Here is a 15960-nt window from a genome sequence, read left to right on the forward strand (position 1 = left end):
CATCCACGCCCACGAGCCATTGATCCCACCGAGGAGACCTGAGTGACCGACATCACCCGCGCCGACGGGCGCACCCCGGACCAGCTGCGTCCCGTGACCATCGAGCGGGGCTGGAGCCGCCAGGCGGAGGGCTCCGCACTCATCTCCTTCGGCAACACCCGGGTGCTCTGCACCGCCTCCTTCACCAACGGCGTTCCGCGCTGGATGTCGGGCAAGGGCCGCGGCTGGGTCACGGCCGAGTACGCCATGCTTCCGCGCTCGACGAACGAGCGCATGGACCGGGAGTCGGTCAAGGGACGCGTCGGCGGCCGCACGCACGAGATCAGTCGTCTGGTCGGGCGCAGCCTGCGGGCCGTCGTCGACATGAAGGCGCTCGGCGAGAACACGATCGTCCTCGACTGCGACGTGCTGCAGGCCGACGGCGGCACACGCACCGCCGCGATCACCGGCGCCTACGTCGCCCTCGCGGAGGCGCTCGAGTGGGGTCGCGAGCACCGCTTCATCGGGCAGAAGGCGACGCCGCTGATCGACTCGGTCTCCGCGGTCTCGGTCGGCATCATCGACGGGACTCCGATGCTCGACCTCGCCTACGTCGAGGATGTGCGGGCCGAGACCGACATGAACGTCGTCGTGACCGGCCGCGGCCTCTTCGTGGAGGTGCAGGGCACCGCCGAGGGCGCGCCGTTCGACCGTGGCGAGCTGAACTCGCTCCTCGACCTCGCGCTCGCCGGCACGACCGAGCTCGCGGGCATCCAGACGGCGGCCCTCGCCCCGGCCGCGGCGGCCGCGGAGGCCTGAGCGTGGTCCGCGTCGTCCTCGCAACGCACAACCAGCACAAGGCGCGCGAGTTCCAGCAGATCCTCGGGCGGGAGGTTCCTGGCCTCGAGATCGTCGCCTACGACGGCCCCGAGCCGGTGGAGGACGGGGTCAGCTTCGAGGAGAACGCGCTGATCAAGGCGCGCGCCGCCGTCGCCCACACCGGGCTCCCCGCGCTCGCCGACGACTCGGGCATCTGCGTGGATGTGATGGGCGGCGCTCCGGGGATCTTCTCCGCCCGCTGGGCGGGCTCGCACGGCGACGCGGCAGCCAACCTGCGGCTGTTGCTCGATCAGCTGGCCGACATCCCGGACGCCGACCGCGCCGCGCACTTCACGGCTACCCTCGCGCTCGTCACGCCGGGTGGCGAGCCCACCGTCGTCCAGGGCATCTGGCCCGGAAGCATCGCACGCGAGCCGCGCGGGGAGAACGGGCACGGCTACGACCCGATCTTCGTGCCGGACGGACACGACATGACGGCGGCGCAGCTGGAGCCCTCGGCGAAGAACGCGGAGAGCCACCGCGCCCGAGCGCTGTCGGCGATCGTCCCGGCGCTGCGGGAGCTCGGCGAGAGCTGAGAACGGCACTCATTCCCATCTAGGTCTGGGCCCTGGCGGTGGAGCGAACTTCTCCCTAGCGTAGAAGCTGAGATGAGTCACGACCACGGCCACACCGCCAACCGCAACCGCCTGCTGATCGCCATCGGCATCGTGGCGGTCGTGCTCGTCGTCGAGGTCGTCGGCGCGTGGGTGAGCGGCTCCCTGTCGCTGCTGGCGGACGCCGGCCACATGCTCAGCGACCTGGCCGGGCTCATCATCGCGCTGATGGCGACCATCGTGGCCGCGCGCCCGGCGACGGACCGGCAGACGTTCGGCTTCCGTCGGGCCGAGGTGTTCGGCGCGCTCATCAACGGCCTCATCCTGGTCGTCGTCGCTGTGACGGTCACCGTCGGCGCGATCGGGCGGCTGGTGGGCGGCGAGACCGAGGTACACAGCATCCCGATGCTCGTCGTCGCGGCGATCGGACTCGTCGCCAACTTCGGCGCCCTGCTGGTGCTCCGGCCCTCCGCCGGTCACTCGATCAACATGCGCGGGGCGTACCTGGAGGTGTTCGGCGATCTGGTCGGGTCGGCCACCGTCATCGTTGCGGCGGTCGTCATCCTGCTCACCGGCTTCACCCCGGCCGACGCGATCGCATCCCTGCTGATCGCCGCCCTGATCGTGCCGCGCGCGTTCGTGCTGCTGCGCGACGTCGTGCGGGTGCTGAGCGAGGCGGCGCCGGCGGACACGGATGTCGCCGAAATCCGGGATCATATCCTCGGCACACCGGGCGTGGTGGCCGTGCACGACGTGCACGTCTGGGCGATCACGTCTGGCGCGCCGGTGTTCAGCGCTCACGTCGTCTGCGAGCCCGCGGTGTTCCGCGAGGGACGGACGGGCACCCTGCTCGACGAGCTCTCCGGCTGCCTGACGACGCACTTCGACGTGGAGCACTCCACGTTCCAGCTGGAGCCGGCGGAGCACGCCGCGCACGAGGACGAGTTCCACCGCTGACCCCGCGGCGCTGACCCGCTGGCGCACGCACGTCGGCGCGGTCGGCGGCTCAGGCCTCCGGGTGCGTGGGCGCGGGTGCCGGCTCGTCGACGACCGCGGGAGCGGCGGCGCTCTCGGCGGCCTTCCGCTTGGACTTGCGCAGCGACTGGAAGTAGTGGAACAGCGTCGGCACCAGCGTGATGACGACCGCGCCGATCAGGATGACGTCGATGTAGCTCGAGACGAAGTTCGCCACCGGCGGGATGTACCCGATCAGATAGCCGAAGAAGGTCAGGCCGGCGCCCCACAGCAGTGCGCCCAGGGCGTTGTACAGCGAGTACTTCTTGTAGCTCATGTGGCCGACGCCCGCGGCGACGGGCGCGAAGGTGCGCACGATCGGCACGAACCGGGCAACGATGACCGCGAGGGCCCCGAAGCGCTCGAAGAACTGGTTGGTGCGCCGCACGTTCTCCATCGAGAACAGTCCGGTCTCCTTGCGTTCGAAGATCCGTGGGCCGGCCTTGTGCCCGATGAGATACCCCGCCTCACCGCCGAGGAACGCGGCGAACGCGATGGCGAGGCAGACCCACCAGATGTCGACCCCGAACACCAGCGAGGTGTGCGTCAGCAGCCCCGAGATGATCAGCAAGGTGTCGCCAGGCAGGAGGAAGCCGACCAGCAGACCGGTCTCGGCGAAGACGATTCCGCAGACCACCAGGAGCGCCCACGGACCCGCCGAGTGGATGATGGTGTTCGGGTCGAGCCACGGGATGAGGCCGGCGTGATGGATCACGGTTCTCCAGGAGGGATCGGTGGGAAAGCTGAGCCCGAGTTTAGCGTCGGCCATGCGCTGGAAGCTGCACGAAGCGTGCGAATTCGGATCCGCCCGGGAAGATCATCCTGGGGTCGTACACGGTGCGGGAGAAGGGACTCGAACCCTCACGCCGAAGCACAGGAACCTAAATCCTGCGTGTCTGCCAGTTTCACCACTCCCGCAGTGCGCTGGGCGCGGCTACGACATTAGCTCATGGACGCGCGGAGCGACCTCTGTGCCGTATAGCTCGATCGAGCGCATCAGGTCGTCGTGGGGCAGCGTCCCGTTGCTCATCTTGATGTCGAAGCGCGAGGCGCCGAGTCCCTTCGCGGCGTAGGCGATCTTCTGCGCGACCGTCTCCGGCGAGCCGACGACGAGCGCGCCGTCCGGCCCCGCCTCGTGCTCGAAGCGCGCGCGGGAGGCCGGCGGCCAGCCGCGCTCGCGGCCGATCCGGTTCGTCATCACCTCGTAGTGCGGCCACAGGATGTCCTTGGCCTCCTGGTCCGTCTCGGCGATGAAGCCGGGGGAGTGCACGCCGATCGGGAGGGTGGTGTCCTGTCCGAACTGCTCCAGCGCCTTGCGGTACAGCTCCGCCAGCGGCTGGAACCGCATCGGGCCGCCGCCGATGATGGCGAGCACGAGCGGGAAGCCGTAGTGCGCCGCACGCACCACCGACTCCGGGCTCCCGCCGACGCCGATCCACGTCTTCAGCAGGCCGTGCTCGACGTGCGGGTACACCGACTGCCCGTCCAGGGAGGGGCGCAGCTCGCCCGTCCAGGTGACCGGCTCCTGCTTGCGCACCTCGGCGAACAGGTTCAGCTTCTCCTCGAACAGCTCCTCGTACTTCGCGAGGTCGTACCCGAACAGCGGGAAGGACTCGATGAACGATCCGCGCCCGAGGATGACCTCCGCGCGGCCTCCCGAGATGCCGTCGAGCGTCGCGAACCGCTGGAACACCCGCACCGGGTCGTCCGAGCTCAGCACCGTCACGGCGGACCCGAGGTGGATGCGCTCGGTCTGCCCCGCGATCGCCGCGAGCACGACCTCGGGCGCCGAGACGGCGAAGTCCTCGCGGTGGTGCTCGCCGACGCCGAAGAAGTCGAGGCCGACGCGGTCGGCCTGCACCCCCTCCGCCACGACGTTGCGCAGCGTCTGAGCCTGCGACAGCGGCTTCCCGTCGGCATCCAGCGTCACGTCGCCGAACGTGTCGATCCCGAGTTCCAGCTTCCCGGCCATGTCATCCCTCGATTCATGCGTCTGCATGGATATGCAAGCGCGTCGTCGGCCAGGGTATTCCGTGTCAGGTGGGGCGGGGTCTGCGCGGGACGTAGCGCGGGATGTAGCGGGCCAGCATCCCGGCGCCGACCAGTCCGAGCACGCCCATGACCCCGCTCGCGAACGCGATCGAGACGAGCGCGGTCAGCAGCGACACGAAGAGGGGAGCGGCGGCCTGCCCGGCGTCGGCGGAGAACCGCCACGCGCCGAGGAACGGCGCGGGACGGTCCTTCGGCGCCAGGTCGGCGCCGAGCGTCATCACGATGCCGGAGCCGATGCCGTTCGCCACCGAGAGGAACAGCGAGACGCCGATGTACCACGCGACCGCCGAGCTCAGGTCGTGCGAGAAGGCGAGCACCAGGAAGCCGAGACCGAGGCCGAGCATCGACGGGATGGCGCTCCACATCCGTCCGAACCGGTCCATGATCTGCCCGCTGGCGTAGAAGAGCGCGAAGTCGACGGCCCCGGCGAGACCGATGATCAGCGCCGTATTCGACTCGCTCAGCCCGATGGACACGGCCCAGAGAGGCATCAGGACGGTGCGGGCGGAGCGGATCGCTGCGACGAGGGAGACGCCGGCGGCCATCCGGAGGAGCACCTCGCGGAACGACCAGATGGTGCGGAACAGCCCGTGGGTGCGCTCCTCGGCCTCCTCCTCGCCGGTGGTCACCTGGGCGCCCGACTCGTCGGTCACCCGCGCGGAGGGCCCGAACATCTTCTCCGGGTCGGGGAGCGCCAGGAGCACGACGACCGAACCGAGGCAGCTGATGATGAAGATCCAGAAGACGGACTGCGTCGACCCCGTCACGGCGATGACGGCCGACGCGATGAGCGGGCCGATGAACCATCCAGCGCGGAAGATGCCGCCGAGCGTCGACAGTGCCCGTGCGCGGTAGCGGGCGGGAACGTACGACGTCATGAACGCGTGCCGCGCGAGGGCGAAGACGGCGGTCGCGATGCCGACGAGGAAGATGCCGGCCATCAGCACCCAGTAATTCGGCGCAAGAAGACAGATGATGACGCCGACGATCGCGACGACGGCCGCGCCGATCATGGAGGTGCGCTCGCCGACCCGCGACACCACCCATCCACTTGGGATGTCTCCGGCGAGCTCGCCCAGCATCACCATCGAGGCGATGAAGCCGGCCATCGCGAGGCTCGCGCCGAGGTTGCCTGCGGCGATGGGGATGATCGGGATGATCGCTCCCTCTCCGACGGAGAACAGCAGCGTCGGGAGGAAGGCGGCGAGGGCGACGGAGCGGAAGCTGAAGGGGCGCTCTTCGGAAGTCATTTCGTTAACACCGTACAACTTCCGTTCGCAGGCGCTCGCCCGGGACGCAGGGTCGGCGTCGGGGGCGGCCCGGTAGGCTGGAGGACGACATGATCGAACTCGACCTCTCCTCCCAGATCGCCGACCTGCGGTCCACTTTCTCCGACATCACCGCGGTGGTCGACGTCGACCGCCTGCGCGCCGACATCGCCGACCTCAGCGAGAAGGCGGGAGCCCCCGACCTCTGGGACGACACAGCCAACGCTCAGAAGGTGACAAGCGCGCTCAGCCATCGCCAGTCGGAGCTCGCGCGCATCACCGCGATCGAGCGCCGCCTCGACGACCTGGAGGTGCTGGTCGAGCTGGCCAACGAGGCGGAGGACGAGGAGTCGGCGGCCGAGGCCCGTACCGAGCTGCAGTCGCTGCAGGCCGCGCTCGGCGACCTCGAGGTGCAGACGCTGCTGAGCGGCGAGTACGACAACCGTGCGGCCATCGTGACCATCCGCTCGGGCGCCGGCGGCGACGACGCCACCGACTTCGCCGAGATGCTCATGCGCATGTACCTGCGCTGGGCGGAGCAGCACAAGTACCCGGTGAAGGTCATGGACACCTCCTACGCAGAGGGCGCGGGCATCAAGTCGGCGACCTTCGAGGTGGATGCGCCCTACGCGTTCGGAACGCTGTCGGTCGAGGCCGGTACGCACCGCCTCGCCCGCATCAGCCCGTTCGGCTCGGCCGACAAGCGCCAGACGTCGTTCGCGGCCGTCGAGGTCATCCCGCTGATGGAGGAGGCGACCGAGGTCGAGGTCCCGGAGGGCGACATCCGCGTGGATGTGTTCCGCTCGTCCGGCCCCGGCGGCCAGTCGGTCAACACCACCGACTCCGCGGTGCGCATCACCCACCTCCCGACCGGCCTCGTCGTCTCGATGCAGAACGAGAAGTCGCAGATCCAGAACCGCGCGGCCGCCATGCGCGTGCTGCAGACCCGCCTCCTGCTGTTGCAGAAGGAGGAGGAGGCCGCGAAGAAGAAGGAGCTCGCCGGCACCATCACGGCGAGCTGGGGCGACCAGATGCGCTCCTACTTCCTCTACGGCCAGCAGCTGGTGAAGGACCTCCGCACGGGATACGAGTCCGGCAACCCCAGCGCCGTGTTCGACGGCGACCTCGACGGCTTCATCGCCGCGGGCATCCGCTGGCGCGCGGGCAACAAGTCCGGGGATTAATCCGGGGGCGTCCTGCGGTCGGAAGCGGAGGCGTTTCGGGACAGCACCGGTGCGTCCACCTCCGTTCTGTCCACTCCCGGGTCTCGACCGTCCGAAGTGCCTCCCTTTACCGCGGGGATGGCCTGGTCGCGTTAACGCAACTCGTCGCTTCCTGCGGTCGGAATAGGAGGCGTTTCCGACCGACGCGCCGTGCTGGGGCACGGAGGGGAGGAGTTCGCGCCGGTACCGCCGCAGGTCTCCTCCGTTCGCGCACGCGCTTCGCGCGGGTGCCGTTGAGTCTGGATCGCGGGATGCATCCATGACGGTCGAGGGTGGGTGACCGCGGGGTAGGCGTGGATCGGGCGTCCGGCTGGCTGTCAGGGTTGTGGCGCACGGGCATGTCGCTACTGCGGATCGGAGCGGGACTGCTTAGTCTCAAGGGGTCATGATCCGGTTCGAACACGTATCCAAGCAGTACCCGGGCACAGCGCGCCCGGCACTCAACGGCATCAACCTGGAAGTGCTGCGCGGAGAGTTCGTCTTCCTCGTCGGCGCCTCCGGTTCCGGCAAGTCCAGCTGCCTGCGCCTCATCCTCAAAGAGGAGAAGCCGACAAAGGGCAAGATCCACGTGCTGGGGCAGGACCTCGGCACGATCTCGTCGCGCAAGGTTCCCTACTTCCGCCGCAATATCGGTGTCGTCTTCCAGGACTTCCGGCTGCTGCCGAACAAGAACGTCTTCCAGAACGTCGCCTTCACCCTGCAGGTGATCGGCAAGTCGCGCGGCTTCATCCAGGAGGCCGTACCCGACGTTCTGAAGATGGTCGGCCTCGACGGCAAGGCGCAGCGCCTGCCGCACGAGCTCTCGGGCGGTGAGCAGCAGCGCGTGGCGATCGCCCGAGCGGTGGTCAACAAGCCGCAGGTGCTCCTCGCCGACGAGCCGACCGGAAACCTCGACCCCGCGACGAGCGCCGGCATCATGGCCGTGCTCGAGCGCATCAACGCCGGAGGCACGACCGTCGTCATGGCGACGCACGAGGCCGCGATCGTCGACCAGATGAAGCGCCGCGTGATCGAGCTCGTGGGCGGCCAGATCGTGCGCGACGAGCGCCACGGCGGATACGGCTTCACGGCCGCGATCCCCATCGCGCAGCCGCTCGAGCGCGACGAACCGGTCTCCGCCGCGACGCCCGTCTTCGCAGGAGCCGCTGCCGCGTCGGCGCCGGCATCCGCCGCCCCGATGACCCGGCCGAACGCGCCGACCTCGACGCCGACCGCCCCGGTGGCGGTGCCGCAGGCCGCTCCGCAGCAGTCCGCACCCCAGCAGGCGGTGCCGCAGCAGGCGGCGCCCCAGCAACCCGCTCACGAGCCGCATCCCGCGCATCAGCCGCAGCACGCGCAGCCCGCGCATCAGCCGCAGCACGCGCAGCCCACCGAGCAGCCGCAGCCCGCCGCCTACCCGGCGCCCGTGCAGTTCGCGACCGCGCCCGTCCCTCCGGCGCCCGCGTCGGAGGAGCTCCCCGAACACTTGAACTTCACGGCGAACCTCGACCTCAGCGGTCTGCGCGAGGACTCCGACCGTGACGGCGACCAGAATGTGGGGCCGACGAAATGAGATTCGGACTCATCTGGTCGGAGGTCGGCAACGGCCTCCGTCGCAACCTGTCGATGGTCGTCTCGGTCATCCTCGTCACGTTCATTTCGCTGACGTTCGTCGGCACGGCCGTCCTGCTGCAGATGCAGATCGGCCAGATGAAGACCTACTGGTACGACCGCGCGCAGGTCGCCGTGTACATGTGCACGACGACCGACAACTGCGCGAGCGGACCGGCCACCGACCAGACCATCGAGGCGGTCAAGAAGCAGCTCGAGTCGCCGGAGCTCGCCCCCTACATCCAGAAGTTCTACTTCCAGGACCAGAAGCAGGGCTACGAGCAGTTCAAAGAGCAGTTCAAGGGCAACCAGATCGCCGACTTCGTCACGCCGGACATGATCCCGCAGACCTTCTGGGTGAACCTGAAGGACCCGAACCAGTCGGCGGTGCTCACCGAGACGCTCTCCGGTTCGGCCGGCGTGCAGAGCGTGGTCGACCAGCGGAGCTATTTGGATCAGATCTTCAGCATCCTGAACGCTGCGAGCTACACCGCGATCGGCATCGCCGCGCTCATGCTCGTGGCCGCTGTGCTGCTGATCGCCACGACCATCCGGCTCTCCGCGTTCTCGCGAAGGCGGGAGATCGGGATCATGCGGCTCGTCGGCGCGTCCAACCGGTTCATCCAGACGCCGTTCATCATCGAGGGCGTGATCGCGGCCCTGATCGGCTCGATCCTCGCCTCCGTCGTGATCGCGCTCGGCGTGCAGTTCTTCGTCCGCGGCTACCTCAGCCAGCGCATCCAGTCGATCAACTTCGTCGGGATGGAGCAGGCCTGGCTGGTGATCCCCATCCTGGTGGTGATCGGCGTGTTGCTGGCCGCCGCGTCGGCCAACTTCGCGATCAAGCGCTACCTGAAGGTCTGACACCCGCCCGCAGACCGGCGGAGGGCGATAGACTGGTCCGCTGCCCGGCACCGTGCCGGGCGTCGACCATCGCCGATGTGAGGAGCGAGCTGTGCCGAAGGAACGGGGCCAGAAGGTCGTGGCCACCAATCGCCGGGCGCGCCACGACTACACGATCGAGGACACCTTCGAGGCGGGCCTCGTGCTCACCGGGACCGAGGTGAAGTCGCTGCGGATGGGACGGGCGTCCCTCGTCGACGGCTACGCGTTCGTCGATGGAGGCGAGGCCTGGCTCGACGCCGTGCACATCCCGGAGTACGCGGACGGAACGTGGAACAACCACGCCCCCCGGCGCAAGCGGAAGCTGCTGCTGCACAAGGCGCAGATCCTGAAGATCGAGAACAAGGTCAAGCAGGGCGGCTACACGATCGTGCCGCTGTCGATCTACTTCAACGACGGCCGGGCGAAGGTCGAGATCGCTGTCGCCAAGGGCAAGCGCGAGTACGACAAGCGCCAGGCGCTGCGCGAGCGTCAGGACCAACGTGAGGCGCAGCGGGCGATGTCCACGCGCGGCCACCTGGGCGAGTGAGCGCCCGGGCGGAGTGACAGCCCGGGCGGAGTGACAGACTGAGGGTATGGACTCGACCGCTCAGCGCATCCCGATCGAAGGCACGTACAACTTCCGGGATGTCGGCGGGTACCCAATCGAGGGCGGTACGACCCGGCGGGGCAAGCTGTACCGGGCCGACGCGCTCGGCCGCCTCGGGCCGGCGGGCCGCGACGCCCTGCGCGAGCTGGGCGTCCGCATCGTGATCGACCTGCGCGACGACTTCGAGGTCGCGGCGCTGCCGGACGCCCTGGACGGGCTCGACGTCGAGGTGCTGCACCTCCCGGTGTTCGAGGGGTCGGGCGCGTCCGCCTCCACCGTCGGGGCCACTATCGTGCACCTGTACGACAAGATCGTCTTCCAGCACACCGATGTCATCGTGCGCGCGCTGCGCGAGATCGCGGACACGGGGGAGGAGCCTGTGGTCGTCCACTGCACGGCCGGCAAGGACCGCACCGGCATCGTCGTCGCACTCGCCCTGCTGGCGGTCGGGGTCGACCGGGAGACCGTCGTGTCCGACTATGCGGTCACCGAGGACAACCTGCGCGGACCGTGGCTCGAAGGGATGCTGGAGCTCGTCCGCGGCTACGGCGTCGAGGTCACGCCGGACCTCCGGATCATCCTCGGCGGAAGCCCGCGCGAGGCGCTGGAGACCACGATCGACCGGATCGAGCAGCGTGCGGGGAGCGTGCGACAGTACCTGCTCGACGCCGGGCTGGACGAGGTGGAGCTCGCCAAGCTGCGATCCGTGCTGGTGGAGCCGGCCTGACGCTCTCCGATGCTGATGCTGCGACGCCGCGCTCTGGCGTTCTCAGGTCGGCGTCCGGATTCTCATCGGACCCATAACCGCCTCCCAGCGCCAACAACGCTGTCGGATGCTTTCATGTGACCATGAGCAACACGCCGCCCACCGATCCCACCGAGCCGCTGCCGCCCTACCAGGGCCAGACGCCGCCGCCCGGTCCTGCCGCGCCGGCGGCTCCGGCGGCTCCGGCAGCGCCGGCCGCGACTACGTCAGCGCCGGTCGTCGGTGAGCCGTTCTACAAACGACACGGTCTGGCGTTCGCGATCTCGACGCTCGTGCTGTCGATCGTCGTGCTGCTCGGCCTCGTCACGGCCGGCTCCTTCGCGGTCGCCAGCGTGGTGTCGCACCTGGGTGGGCACGCGATCTCGCACGTCCTCCCCGGTCAGGGCCACGGACAGCAGCCGGGTGTTCCCGGTATGCCGGGGCGTCCGGGTGACGGCGGCGGGAACGGTAACGGCGGCGGTCAGCAGGGTGGAGGGGAGGACCAGAAGGGGCGCGTCCTGCTCCGCGGCACCATCGCATCCATCTCGGGGGACACCTGGACGATCGACCGCGGGAGCGGTGCGTCGGTCGAGGTGCGGGTGACGTCGTCGACCGTCTTCGGCTCGCCGATGCAGTCGGCATCGAAGTCGGACTTCGCGAAGGGCGACGAGGTGATCGTGATCGCCAAGCGTGCAGACGACAGCGTGACCGCGACGCGCGTGCTCAAGCTGGATGCGTTCCCGACCCGTCCGCCGTCGACGCCGGGGACACCGCAGACTCCCGGTTCCTGAGGCTCTGGACTGCGGCTCGTCAGGAGGCGGAGAACCGCGCGTGCACCTGCACCGCGATCGTCAGCTCCTCCGGCTTGAGCGAGAGAGTGGAGCCCCCGGTGTCGGCAGACACCGCCCGGGCGAACAACGGCTGCGGCGGCTGACCGGGGGCCGAACCGTCGCCGAGCATGCCGGGGTCGCTGAGGGCGAGGGGCTTCACCGTCGTGAGTCCGAGGCTCGTCGCGTACACGGTCGCCTTCGCGACGGCGTTCTCGACCGCCCGTCGCCGCGCCTCCTGCGTCAGGCTCTGCCGGCGCGCCTCCGTCAGCGACCAGGTCACCCCGTCCACCGCGACGCCGTCGAGCAGCGACACTACGCCGACCCAATCGGACAGTGCGGCCAGGTCGTTGAAAAGGGCGTCGATCCCGACCTCGGCATGGTGCACGACGTCGAGCCGGCGGCCGTCGTTGCTCCAGGGTCGGTCGCCCCAGACCCGCAGCTGGTCGGAGGACCACTGGGTGACGGGTCCGCTCTGCGGGTTGTGGAGGTCGCGCAGCTCGCTGCTGAGCTGGAGCTGGCGCTGCGTCGTGAGGGCGAGCACCTCATCCCGCGACGGCCCCTCGTAGGAGACCCGGAGCCGCGCCGCTCCGCGCTCGGCCGGGTGCCGCAGCTCGTACTCTCCCTGGACGGTGATGATCGTGTCGGCCATTCCCCGATGGTGGCATAAACGGCCGCTCGACGATGTTGTACTATGAGTAGCTGCCCGCCCTGGCGGCGGCGCCAGTATCTGGACAACTCAACAGCGCGTGACAGCGACCCGGCCACTCGGCCGCGCATGGGGATGATCGGTTTCGACATTGTCTGCGTGACTGTGAGAAGCGGGTCGAGGATGCATGGTTATCTCGTTAACGATCCATGCGAAAAAATAAGTGCCAATAACAAGAGCACTGTCTCGGCCAAGGCCGACTTCGCCCTCGCGGCGTAAGTTCACCTCCGCCATTTGAGAGACCGTCAGACCGGGAATCGTCCTCTACCCGGATCCTGGCGTCAGCTAGAGGACTTGCTTCTGCATTGAGCATCAGGGTGCAGAGGGACTTCCACTGATACTGGGCCCGTCGGAGCAGGTGCCAGCGACAAGCTCCGGGGCCGAGAAAGCGATTTCACTGGCTACGCCCGTAGAAGGCACATGACCACAGCAGTGGACGGGGGTTCGATTCCCCCCATCTCCACCATCAGGTCGCTGTCACGTGTTGTTGTCGAAAGTCCCCCGGAATCCCGGGGGACTTTCGTGTTTCTGACGCGTCGCAAACACTGCCTGTCCGCGAGTGGACCCTCCCTGCGACACTGAGCCGGAAATGACCGGACCAGTGGGAGGTACACCATGACCGATGACGTTGAATCCGTCGCCCCGATCGACTTCGTGATCATCGAATTCCCGGCGGGGCAGCAGAACTTCTCGGGGGAGGTGATCGACGAACTGCTCGCTCTTGTCGACGCGGGCATCATCCGCCTGGTGGATGCGATCGTCCTCGTCAAGGACGAGGACGGCTCCGTCGAGGCCGTCGAGCTGTCGGAGCTGGAGGGCCCGTCGGCCCTCGCCACGCTCGCGGAGCAGCTGGCCGACTTCCTGGCGGAGGCCGACATCGCGACCCTGTCCGAGGCGATGGAGCCGGGCAGCGTCGCCGGCGCGATCGTCTACGAGAACCTGTGGGCGGCGCCGTTCGCGGCCGCCGCACGCCGGGCCGGAGGCAGGCTCATCGCCGACGGCCGCATCCACAGCCAGGACATCGCCGACGCCCTCGAGGCGGAAGCCGAACTCGAAGCAGCAGAAGAGCAGGAAGAGCAGGGAGTCTGAGATGTTGAGAGCAGCACGAGTCGGACGGGTCGGCGTCGTCCGCGCGCCCGTCGCGAAGGCGGCCGTGGTCACCCGCGCCGTCACACCGGGCCCAGCGCCCGTGGCCAAGGCGGCCGTCGTCGGCGCCGCCGTGACCCCGCGCCGCCGGCGCATCTGAGGAGGCGTCATGGCCATCGACCGCGCAGCCCGCAGCGTCCTGCCGATCCCGGACCGACCGTCGCCCGGACTCACCACGTATGACGCGAAGGACCCCGACACGTCGTATCCGCCGATCACCCCGCTGCGGCCACCGGAGGGTGCGCCCAACGTCCTGGTGATCCTCATCGACGACGTCGGATTCGGCGCATCCAGCGCCTTCGGTGGCCCCTGCGCCACCCCGAACGCGGAGCGTCTCGCCGCGAACGGGTTGACCTACAACCGTTTCCATACGACGGCGCTGTGCGCCCCGACCCGCGCGGCGCTGCTCTCCGGGCGCAACCACCACTCTGTGGGGATGGGCAGCATCACCGAGACGGCGACCTCGGCGCCCGGAAACAGCTCGCTGCGGCCGAACACCAAGGCGCCGCTCGCCATGACCCTCAAGCTGAACGGATACTCGACCGCGCAGTTCGGCAAGTGCCATGAGGTCCCGGTGTGGCAGTCGTCGCCGATGGGACCGTTCGACGCCTGGCCGTCCGCGGGTGGAGGCTTCGAGACCTTCTACGGGTTCATCGGGGGAGAGGACAACCAGTGGGATCCGGCCCTCTATGACGGGACGACCCCCGTCGAGCCGCCGGCCACCCCGGAGGAGGGGTACCACCTGACGGAGGACCTCGCCGACCACGCCTCCACCTGGATCCGGACGCAGAAGGCGCTCATGCCGGACAAGCCGTTCTTCGTGTACTTCGCGCCAGGCGCGACGCATGCGCCGCACCACGTGCCGAAGGAGTGGGCCGACAAGTACGCCGGGAAGTTCGCCGGCGGGTGGGATGCGCTCCGCGAGCAGACCTTCGCGCGCCAGAAGGAGCTCGGGGTGATCCCCGCGGACGCCGAGCTGACCCCGCGGAACCCAGAGATCCCGGCCTGGGACGACATGCCCGACGAGCTGAAGCCGGTGCTGGAGCGCGAGATGGAGGTCTACGCCGGGTTCCTCGAGCACACCGACCACCACGTCGGCCGGGTGCTCGACACGATCGAGGACCTCGGCATCCTCGACAACACGCTGATCTACTACATCATCGGCGACAACGGCGCATCGGCCGAGGGGACGCTGAACGGCGCCTTCAACGAGATGGCCAACTTCAACGGTATGGCCGCGCTCGAGACGCCGGAATTCCTGCTCTCGAAGCTGGACGAGCTCGGCAGCCCGAGCTCGTACAACCACTATGCGGTGGGCTGGGCCTGGGCGATGGACACGCCCTTCCAGTGGACCAAGCAGGTCGCCTCCCACTGGGGCGGCACCCGCAACGGCACCATCGTGCACTGGCCGGACCGCATCACCGACAAGGGCGGTCTGCGGTCGCAGTTCACCCACTGCATCGACATCGCGCCGACGGTGCTGGAGGCCGCAGGGCTTCCGGAGCCCACGTTCGTGAACGGAGTCCAGCAGTCGCCGATCGAAGGCACCAGCATGGTCTATACGTTCGACAGCGCGGACGAGCCGGAGCGGCACGACCTCCAGTACTTCGAGATGTTCGGCAACCGCGGCATCTACTTCAAGGGGTGGAGCGCCGTCACGAAGCACCGCACGCCGTGGAACCTGGTCGGCGGCACCGTCCCGGCCTTCGACGACGACGTGTGGGAGCTGTACGACGGGAACGTCGACTACAGCCAGGCGCGCGACCTCTCCGCCGAGCAACCGGACCGCCTCCACGCGCTGCAGAGGCTGTGGCTGATCGAGGCGGTGAAGTACAACGTGGTCCCGCTCGACGACCGCACGGCCGAACGGCTCAGCCCGCAGATGGCCGGGCGCCCCGTCCTCGTGCACGGCAACAGCCAGCTCCTGTACCCGGGGATGGGCCGGCTGTCCGAGAACAGCGTCATCAGCCTGAAGAACCGCTCGTTCTCGGTCACCGCCGAGCTGGAGATCCCGGACGGCGGAGCATCGGGCGTGGTCGTCGCGCAGGGCGGCCGCTTCGGCGGATGGGCCCTCTACCTGGTCGACGGCGTCGCGCGCTTCACCTACAACGTCCTGGGCATCCAGCTGTTCACGACCGAAGCCGGGGAACCGGTGCCGGCGGGGACACGGCAGGTGCGCGCCGAGTTCGCCTACGACGGCGGCGGCCTGGCGAAGGGCGGCGATGTCACGCTCTACTACGACGGCCGCGAGGTCGGCTCCGGGCGGATCGGGGTCACACAGCCCATGATCTTCTCGGCCGACGAGACGACCGATGTGGGCTACGAGTCGGGGACTCCCGTCTCGCCCGACTACACGACCGCCACGAGCCGGTTCACCGGGCGCATCCGCTGGGTGCAGCTCGATGCCGGGCTGGACGACAACGACCACTTCATCGACGACGACGAGCGACTGCGGGTGGCGATGGCTCGTCAGTGACGGGGT

The 15960-nt window shown here is 68.9% G+C and carries 16 protein-coding genes, 1 tRNA gene and 1 other RNA gene; 13 read left to right on the plus strand and 5 right to left on the minus strand.

The genetic code is table 11. From position 1 onward, the window contains the following. Positions 1–42: 42 nt before the first annotated feature. The 3 genes from rph (at position 43) to AXZ95_RS08035 (ending at position 2369) form a co-directional block, all read left to right on the plus strand. A complete protein-coding gene (gene rph, locus AXZ95_RS08025; RefSeq protein WP_018190515.1) occupies positions 43–798 on the plus strand; it encodes a ribonuclease PH in 756 nt (251 codons plus the stop codon). A 2-nt stretch (positions 799–800) separates the two neighbouring features. Further along, positions 801–1394, plus strand: coding sequence for an RdgB/HAM1 family non-canonical purine NTP pyrophosphatase (gene rdgB / locus AXZ95_RS08030; RefSeq protein ID WP_018190516.1), 594 nt, complete (start codon positions 801–803; stop codon positions 1392–1394). 72 nt (positions 1395–1466) lie between these two features. Beyond that, positions 1467–2369 carry a cation diffusion facilitator family transporter gene (locus AXZ95_RS08035; protein WP_018190517.1) on the plus strand — a complete coding sequence of 301 codons (903 nt, stop codon included), beginning with the start codon at positions 1467–1469 and terminating at the stop codon, positions 2367–2369. 49 nt (positions 2370–2418) lie between these two features. Here the strand turns inward: AXZ95_RS08035 and AXZ95_RS08040 are convergent, their stop codons facing one another. The 4 genes from AXZ95_RS08040 to AXZ95_RS08055 all read right to left on the minus strand — a co-directional run bounded on the left by AXZ95_RS08040 (position 2419) and on the right by AXZ95_RS08055 (position 5728). After that, a complete protein-coding gene (locus AXZ95_RS08040; RefSeq protein ID WP_231371057.1) occupies positions 2419–3195 on the minus strand; it encodes a VTT domain-containing protein in 777 nt (258 codons plus the stop codon). A gap of 69 nt (positions 3196–3264) precedes the next feature. After that, positions 3265–3344, minus strand: a tRNA-Leu gene (locus tag AXZ95_RS08045). A gap of 16 nt (positions 3345–3360) precedes the next feature. Continuing rightward, complete coding sequence (locus AXZ95_RS08050; protein WP_018190519.1) at positions 3361–4398, minus strand: LLM class flavin-dependent oxidoreductase; 1038 nt, start codon at positions 4396–4398, stop codon at positions 3361–3363. Between the two features lie 64 nt (positions 4399–4462). After that, on the minus strand, positions 4463–5728 hold the full coding sequence (locus AXZ95_RS08055) for an MFS transporter (protein WP_018190520.1): 1266 nt from the start codon (positions 5726–5728) through the stop codon (positions 4463–4465). 89 nt (positions 5729–5817) lie between these two features. Here AXZ95_RS08055 and prfB point away from each other — a divergent pair, with 89 nt between their 5' ends. The 6 genes from prfB (at position 5818) to AXZ95_RS08085 (ending at position 11587) form a co-directional block, all read left to right on the plus strand. Then, positions 5818–6930, plus strand: coding sequence for a peptide chain release factor 2 (prfB, locus tag AXZ95_RS08060; protein WP_018190521.1), 1113 nt, complete (start codon positions 5818–5820; stop codon positions 6928–6930). Between the two features lie 424 nt (positions 6931–7354). Further along, on the plus strand, positions 7355–8521 hold the full coding sequence (ftsE, locus tag AXZ95_RS08065; protein WP_018190522.1) for a cell division ATP-binding protein FtsE: 1167 nt from the start codon (positions 7355–7357) through the stop codon (positions 8519–8521). Further along, positions 8518–9423 (plus strand): permease-like cell division protein FtsX, encoded by a 906-nt coding sequence (ftsX, locus tag AXZ95_RS08070; protein ID WP_018190523.1) that lies wholly within the window; start codon positions 8518–8520, stop codon positions 9421–9423. Before ftsE ends, ftsX begins: the two co-directional genes overlap by 4 nt. Positions 9424–9514: 91 nt before the next feature. Continuing rightward, the gene (gene smpB, locus AXZ95_RS08075) at positions 9515–9991 is read left to right on the plus strand and encodes an SsrA-binding protein SmpB (RefSeq protein WP_018190524.1); all 477 of its coding nucleotides are present in this window, start codon (positions 9515–9517) and stop codon (positions 9989–9991) included. A gap of 46 nt (positions 9992–10037) precedes the next feature. Then, the gene (locus tag AXZ95_RS08080) at positions 10038–10778 is read left to right on the plus strand and encodes a tyrosine-protein phosphatase (protein ID WP_018190525.1); all 741 of its coding nucleotides are present in this window, start codon (positions 10038–10040) and stop codon (positions 10776–10778) included. A gap of 122 nt (positions 10779–10900) precedes the next feature. Further along, the gene (locus tag AXZ95_RS08085; RefSeq protein WP_231374382.1) at positions 10901–11587 is read left to right on the plus strand and encodes a DUF5666 domain-containing protein; all 687 of its coding nucleotides are present in this window, start codon (positions 10901–10903) and stop codon (positions 11585–11587) included. 19 nt (positions 11588–11606) lie between these two features. On the opposite strand, the gene AXZ95_RS08090 is transcribed toward AXZ95_RS08085, so the two are convergent. Beyond that, positions 11607–12275 carry an SIMPL domain-containing protein gene (locus AXZ95_RS08090; RefSeq protein ID WP_018190527.1) on the minus strand — a complete coding sequence of 223 codons (669 nt, stop codon included), beginning with the start codon at positions 12273–12275 and terminating at the stop codon, positions 11607–11609. A 128-nt stretch (positions 12276–12403) separates the two neighbouring features. Between AXZ95_RS08090 and ssrA the strand changes: the two genes are divergently transcribed. The 4 genes from ssrA (at position 12404) to AXZ95_RS08105 (ending at position 15954) form a co-directional block, all read left to right on the plus strand. Beyond that, positions 12404–12798, plus strand: a transfer-messenger RNA (tmRNA) gene (ssrA, locus tag AXZ95_RS08095). A gap of 149 nt (positions 12799–12947) precedes the next feature. After that, positions 12948–13421 (plus strand): DUF6325 family protein, encoded by a 474-nt coding sequence (locus AXZ95_RS08100; RefSeq protein ID WP_018190528.1) that lies wholly within the window; start codon positions 12948–12950, stop codon positions 13419–13421. Position 13422: 1 nt separating this feature from the next. Next, positions 13423–13578 carry a hypothetical protein gene (locus AXZ95_RS19595; RefSeq protein ID WP_018190529.1) on the plus strand — a complete coding sequence of 52 codons (156 nt, stop codon included), beginning with the start codon at positions 13423–13425 and terminating at the stop codon, positions 13576–13578. Positions 13579–13587: 9 nt separating this feature from the next. Next, entirely contained in the window at positions 13588–15954 is a 2367-nt protein-coding gene (locus tag AXZ95_RS08105) for an arylsulfatase (protein WP_018190530.1), read from the plus strand. Positions 15955–15960 lie beyond the last annotated feature (6 nt).

It is taken from the genome of Leifsonia sp. 115AMFTsu3.1, assembly GCF_004362795.1.
Classification (GTDB): Bacteria; Actinomycetota; Actinomycetes; order Actinomycetales; family Microbacteriaceae; genus Leifsonia.

What these genes read in the sequence shown, in the direction of transcription:
- ftsX (WP_018190523.1), top strand. Translation starts at nt 8,518, where the DNA reads ATGAGATTCGGACTCATCTGGTCGGAGGTCGGCAACGGCCTCCGTCGC.
- AXZ95_RS08055 (WP_018190520.1), bottom strand. Translation starts at nt 5,728, where the DNA reads ATGACTTCCGAAGAGCGCCCCTTCAGCTTCCGCTCCGTCGCCCTCGCC.
- ftsE (WP_018190522.1), top strand. Translation starts at nt 7,355, where the DNA reads ATGATCCGGTTCGAACACGTATCCAAGCAGTACCCGGGCACAGCGCGC.
- AXZ95_RS08050 (WP_018190519.1), bottom strand. Translation starts at nt 4,398, where the DNA reads ATGGCCGGGAAGCTGGAACTCGGGATCGACACGTTCGGCGACGTGACG.
- AXZ95_RS19595 (WP_018190529.1), top strand. Translation starts at nt 13,423, where the DNA reads ATGTTGAGAGCAGCACGAGTCGGACGGGTCGGCGTCGTCCGCGCGCCC.
- AXZ95_RS08090 (WP_018190527.1), bottom strand. Translation starts at nt 12,275, where the DNA reads ATGGCCGACACGATCATCACCGTCCAGGGAGAGTACGAGCTGCGGCAC.
- AXZ95_RS08105 (WP_018190530.1), top strand. Translation starts at nt 13,588, where the DNA reads ATGGCCATCGACCGCGCAGCCCGCAGCGTCCTGCCGATCCCGGACCGA.
- AXZ95_RS08080 (WP_018190525.1), top strand. Translation starts at nt 10,038, where the DNA reads ATGGACTCGACCGCTCAGCGCATCCCGATCGAAGGCACGTACAACTTC.
- AXZ95_RS08035 (WP_018190517.1), top strand. Translation starts at nt 1,467, where the DNA reads ATGAGTCACGACCACGGCCACACCGCCAACCGCAACCGCCTGCTGATC.
- AXZ95_RS08100 (WP_018190528.1), top strand. Translation starts at nt 12,948, where the DNA reads ATGACCGATGACGTTGAATCCGTCGCCCCGATCGACTTCGTGATCATC.
- prfB (WP_018190521.1), top strand. Translation starts at nt 5,818, where the DNA reads ATGATCGAACTCGACCTCTCCTCCCAGATCGCCGACCTGCGGTCCACT.
- AXZ95_RS08085 (WP_231374382.1), top strand. Translation starts at nt 10,901, where the DNA reads ATGAGCAACACGCCGCCCACCGATCCCACCGAGCCGCTGCCGCCCTAC.
- AXZ95_RS08040 (WP_231371057.1), bottom strand. Translation starts at nt 3,195, where the DNA reads ATGGCCGACGCTAAACTCGGGCTCAGCTTTCCCACCGATCCCTCCTGG.